A 4,545-nucleotide genomic window follows, 5' to 3' on the forward strand; every position below is an offset into this window, starting at 1 on the left:
CCTCCTCCAGCGGGACGAACCGTCCCTGGGCGTAAGTAGGGAGAACCACCTAAGGGCTCTCCACCCTCAGGTGGAGCCGCCCTGAGGGTTCCCTCCGGGACGGCGGGCCCCCTCCGGGACGTAGGCTGCACCCTGCCGCGACGAGAGGGTCAAGTGAGAGGGTGTCCGGGGGAGATACCTGCATAGGGAAGGGATCCTGTGACCGCCGTACCCGAGCACCGCCGCGGTCCCGTCGTCGCCGCCCTGATGCTCGGCATGGCACTGGCCGCGCTCGACGGCACGATCCTCTCCACCGCCGTCCCGCAGATCGTCGGCGACCTCGGCGGCTTCTCCGTCTTCTCCTGGCTCTTCTCCGGCTACCTGCTCGCCGCGACGGTCACCCTCCCCCTGTACGGAAAACTCTCCGACACCTTCGGCCGCAAGCCCGTCCTGATCGCGGGCATCATCCTCTTCCTCATCGGCTCGGTCCTGTGCGCCACCGCGTGGAACATGGGCTCGCTGATCGCCTACCGCGTCGTCCAGGGCCTCGGCGGCGGCGCGATCCAGGGCACCGTGCAGACCATCGCCGCCGACCTCTACCCCCTGAAGGAACGCCCCAAGATCCAGGCGAAGCTCTCCACCGTCTGGGCCACGTCCTCCGTCGCGGGCCCGGCCGTCGGCGGACTGCTCGCGGGGTACGCCGACTGGCGCTGGATCTTCCTGATCAATCTGCCGGTGGGCGCGCTCGCGCTGTACCTCACCGTCCGCCACCTCCACGAGCCCGGCCGCACGCGCGCCCGCGAGAGCGGAGACGGCGCGCGTACGAAGCGGGGCCCCCACACCCCGACAGGCACCCGGCCCCGTGTCGACTGGGCGGGCGCGCTCGCCGTCTTCGCCACCGGCACGCTGCTGGTCACCGCCCTCGTGCAGGGCGGGGTCGCCTGGCCCTGGCTCTCCGCCCCTTCGGTCGCGCTCCTCGCCGGCAGCGCGCTCCTCGCCGTCGTGACCTTCCTCGTCGAACGGCGCGCGGCCGAACCGATCATCCCCGGCTGGGTCTGGCGCCGCCGCCCCATCGCCGCCGTCAACCTCGCCCTGGGCGCGCTCGGACTGCTGATGATCGCCCCGACGGTCTTCCTGCCGACGTACGCCCAGTCCGTACTCGGCCTCGGCCCGATAGCCGCCGGCTTCGTCCTCTCCGCGATGACCCTGACCTGGCCGATCAGCGCGGCCCTCTCCGACCGCGTCTACAACCGCGTGGGCTTCCGGCGCACCGCGATCACGGGCATGTCCTTCGCCCTGCTGGCCCTGCTGGCCTTCCCCCTGCTGCCCTTCCCCGGCCAGGCGTGGCAGCCCGCGCTGCTGATGCTGCTGCTCGGCGCGGCGCTCGGGCTGTTCCAGCTCCCGCTGATCATCGCCGTACAGGGGACGGTCGGCTGGTCGGAGCGCGGTACGGCCACCGCGTCGATCCTCTTCTGCCGCCAGCTCGGCCAGAGCGTGGGCGCCGCGCTCTTCGGGGCGCTGGCCAACGGCGTCCTCACCAACAGGCTCACCGACGCGCCCGGCGACGGTCTCCCACGCGACCTCGACTCCGTGGCACACGCCCTGGACGACCCGGCGGCCCTCACCGCCCGCGCGGCCGACTTCCTGCGCCGCGCCGTCGACTCGGCGGTCGACGCCGTCTTCCTGGGGGCGGCCGGCGCCGCCGCGCTCTGCCTGCTGGTCCTTCTCTTCGTCGCGCCGCGGCGCTTCCCCGTCCACCAGGACCCCGCACCGGACCCGGACACCCGGCCGAGCAAGGCGACCGGCGCGGCGACGGAGCCCTCCTGAGGAACGGCCTCCTCCTCAAGAGGGTTCTCGATCCTCCGACGGCCCCGCCTCGGCCTCCGCAGGAGCCCGGCCCGTCAACGCCGCCAGGCTGTTACGCACATGCGTCATCCGTGCCTGCACCTCCTCACGGATCCCGGTGTGCTCCCGCAGGATCCGCTCCGTCTCCCGCACCGTCCGCTCCTCCGCCGCCCGTGCCCGCGCGATCAGCTCCTCGGCACGCGCCGCCGCGTCCTCGTGGATGTGCCGGGCGCTGTCCTCCGCCTCAGCGAAAGCCCGCTTCGCGTCGGCGAGCCGAGCGTCCGAGCGGGCCGCCAGTTCCGAGTGACGGGCCTGTGCGTCGGCGTCCCGGGCGGTGAACTCCCGCGCCGTCGCGGCCAGTCGCTCCGCGTGCTCCTGCGACAGCTCGGTGAGCAGCGCCTCCGTACGCTGCCGGATCTCGTCGAAACGCGCCAGCGCCGCGCCCCGTACGCCCTCGGCGTCCCGGCGCGCGGCCGTCCGCAGCTCGTCGGCCGCGCCCCGCGCGTCCTCCACCGTCCGTGTCGCGTGCGCGTCCGCGTCGGCCGTGACCGCCTCCGCGTCCGCGCGGGCCGCCTCGCGCGTCCGGCGGCCCCTGTCGTCCGTCTCCTCGGACAGCGCCTGCGCGTCCTCCCGCGCGGCCGCACGCGCCGCGTCCGCCTCCTCGGCGGCCAGCGCCAGGATCTTCTGTGCGCGCTCGCCCAGGGAGTCGTACGTCTGCGGTGGCAGGGACTCGACCTGCCGGCGCAGCAGCTCGGCCTCCTCCCGCAGACGCTCGGCCAGCTCCGCGAGCCGCCGCTCGTGCGCCCGGGCGTCGTCCCGGTCCCTGGTGAGGTCCGTGACCCGCCGGTCGACCTGCTCGGGGCGGTAGCCACGGCCCCGGACGGGATCGAAGCCGTGAGCCGATGCCCGTGCAGCAGCCATTCCAGAAGCCTCTCTCCGACCGACGGTGACAAGAAGGGACGCCCCTGCGAAACGCCCCACCCGTCCATCCTTCTCAAGGATGCGGCATTTGACGCCGGGTGCCTGACTCCGCTTCCGTACCGACGACGCGGCCGACGCGTTCAAGCCATCGCCGATCCCGGTGCCGCAAACGGCGAAGGCGCCCGCCGTGAACCACGGGGGCGCCTCGCGCGCGGGGTTGTACGTGGCGGATCTCACCGCCCGGCCGGCGCCGCCGGATCAGCTCCGTACCGACGCGGCGCCACCGGAAAAGTCAGAGCAGCCCGTCCCACATCTGCTCCAGCAGCACCGACCACCAGCTCTCCGGCGACGACAGCGCCGCCGGATCGATCGCCGCGAGCTGCGCCTGGAAGTCGACCGTCCAGCGGCCCGCCTGCTCCGGGTTCAGACCGAAACGCAGCCGCCACATGCGGCCGAGCAGCGCCATCGAGCGGGTGAACTCCGGCAGCCCGGTGTTCACGAACTGCGGCGGAATCGTCTGACCGCCCGGACCCGTCTCGACCGACACGGCCATGATGTGCGCCGTGCCGTACTGGACACAGATCGCCCGGCCGAAGTCGCTGCCCATCACCAGGTACGAGCCCGCGTCCGCCGCCGGCTGCACCTGCCGCTGCGCGGCCAGCTCGGCCAGCGTCGGCACCACCGGCTGCGGGGGCTGCGCCCAGAAGAACGGGCCGAAGTCGCCCGGCAGCCCCGCCCACACGAGCGTGCGCGCCACGACTTCCGGTACACCCTGACGGGAGACCGCCCGCTGGTCGAAGCGGCAGATGCCCTGCGGGCCGAACGCGCCCGCCAGCTCCTGCGCGATCGCCTCCGGCGGGACCGGCTGCGCGGGCGGCACCTGCGGCAGCGGGGCGCGTACCGGGGCCGGCCGCGCCGGACCGTCCGCGACCTGGTGCAACTCGCCCTGGTGGGTGAGCAGATGCTGCATGCCCTGCTGACGGCTGTTGTGGTCCCTGCCGTACGGGGCGACGCTCGTGATCCGCACCTGAGGCCAGGTCTCGCGGATCATCCGCGCGCAGTAACCACCGGGCAGCTCGCAGGACTCCAGCTCCGTGTGGAGTTCGAGCACCTGCTGCGGCGGCACGTTCATGGCGCGCAGCTCGTGCAGTATCTGCCACTCGGGGTGCGGGGTGCCGGGCGCCGAGCGGCGGATGAGCTGGGCCTCGGAGCCGTCGGGCGCGCGGTAGCGCAGGACGGCCTGATAGCCGGGGCCGACCGTCGGCATGCCGCCGGTCTGCTGCGGATAGCCGTACGAACCGGGCGGGGCGCCGGGAGGCGCACCGGGAGGCGCACCGGGCGGGCCGGGCGGCTGCGGACCGGGCGGCGGGCCGGGTACGGCACCGGGGCCGGCCAGCATCGTCGCCGCGTGATGCACACCACCGGGCGGAGTCCCAGGGGCACCAGGCGCACCCGGAGGGCCGGGCGGCATCCCGGGAGCACCGGGGCGCGCGCCCGGAAGACCGTGCTGACCGCCCTGGCTCGGGTCCGCCAGCATCGTCGCCGCGTGATGCACACCACCGGGCGGGGTCCCTGGGGCACCGGGAGGGCCGGGAGGAGCCGGCGGCATCCCGGGAGCGCCCGGAGCACCGGGCGGACCGGGCGGGCCCGGCGGACGGGGGCCGGCCACCGACGGCGACTGACCGCCCTGGCTCGGATCCGCGAACATCGTCGCCGCGTGATGCACACCACCGGGCGGCGGCGTCCCGGGAACACCGGGCGGGCCGGGCGGCTGCGGACCACCCGGACCACCGGGGCCGA

Annotated in this window: 3 protein-coding genes; 1 reads left to right on the forward strand and 2 read right to left on the reverse strand. The window is 74.4% G+C overall.

Annotation, left to right across the window (positions count from 1 at the left end; translation table 11 throughout):
* Positions 1–246: 246 nt before the first annotated feature.
* Positions 247–1,806: an MFS transporter gene (locus GXP76_RS34235; RefSeq protein ID WP_242575520.1), complete on the forward strand. Its 1,560-nt coding sequence runs from the start codon at positions 247–249 to the stop codon at positions 1,804–1,806.
* A gap of 15 nt (positions 1,807–1,821) precedes the next feature.
* Here GXP76_RS34235 and GXP76_RS34240 read toward each other — a convergent pair whose 3' ends face one another.
* Positions 1,822–2,745 (reverse strand): cellulose-binding protein, encoded by a 924-nt coding sequence (locus GXP76_RS34240; RefSeq protein ID WP_242575518.1) that lies wholly within the window; start codon positions 2,743–2,745, stop codon positions 1,822–1,824.
* 292 nt (positions 2,746–3,037) lie between these two features.
* The coding region (locus GXP76_RS34245; RefSeq protein WP_242575519.1) for an SUKH-4 family immunity protein at positions 3,038–4,545 on the reverse strand (1,508 nt) is incomplete at its 5' end.

It is taken from the genome of Streptomyces sp. NP-1717 (genome assembly GCF_022695985.1).
GTDB lineage: Bacteria > Actinomycetota > Actinomycetes > Streptomycetales > Streptomycetaceae > Streptomyces.

Excerpts from the sequence above, each read along its gene's own strand:
- GXP76_RS34235 (WP_242575520.1), top strand. The coding sequence starts at position 247 with ATGCTCGGCATGGCACTGGCCGCGCTCGACGGCACGATCCTCTCCACC.
- GXP76_RS34240 (WP_242575518.1), bottom strand. The coding sequence starts at position 2,745 with ATGGCTGCTGCACGGGCATCGGCTCACGGCTTCGATCCCGTCCGGGGC.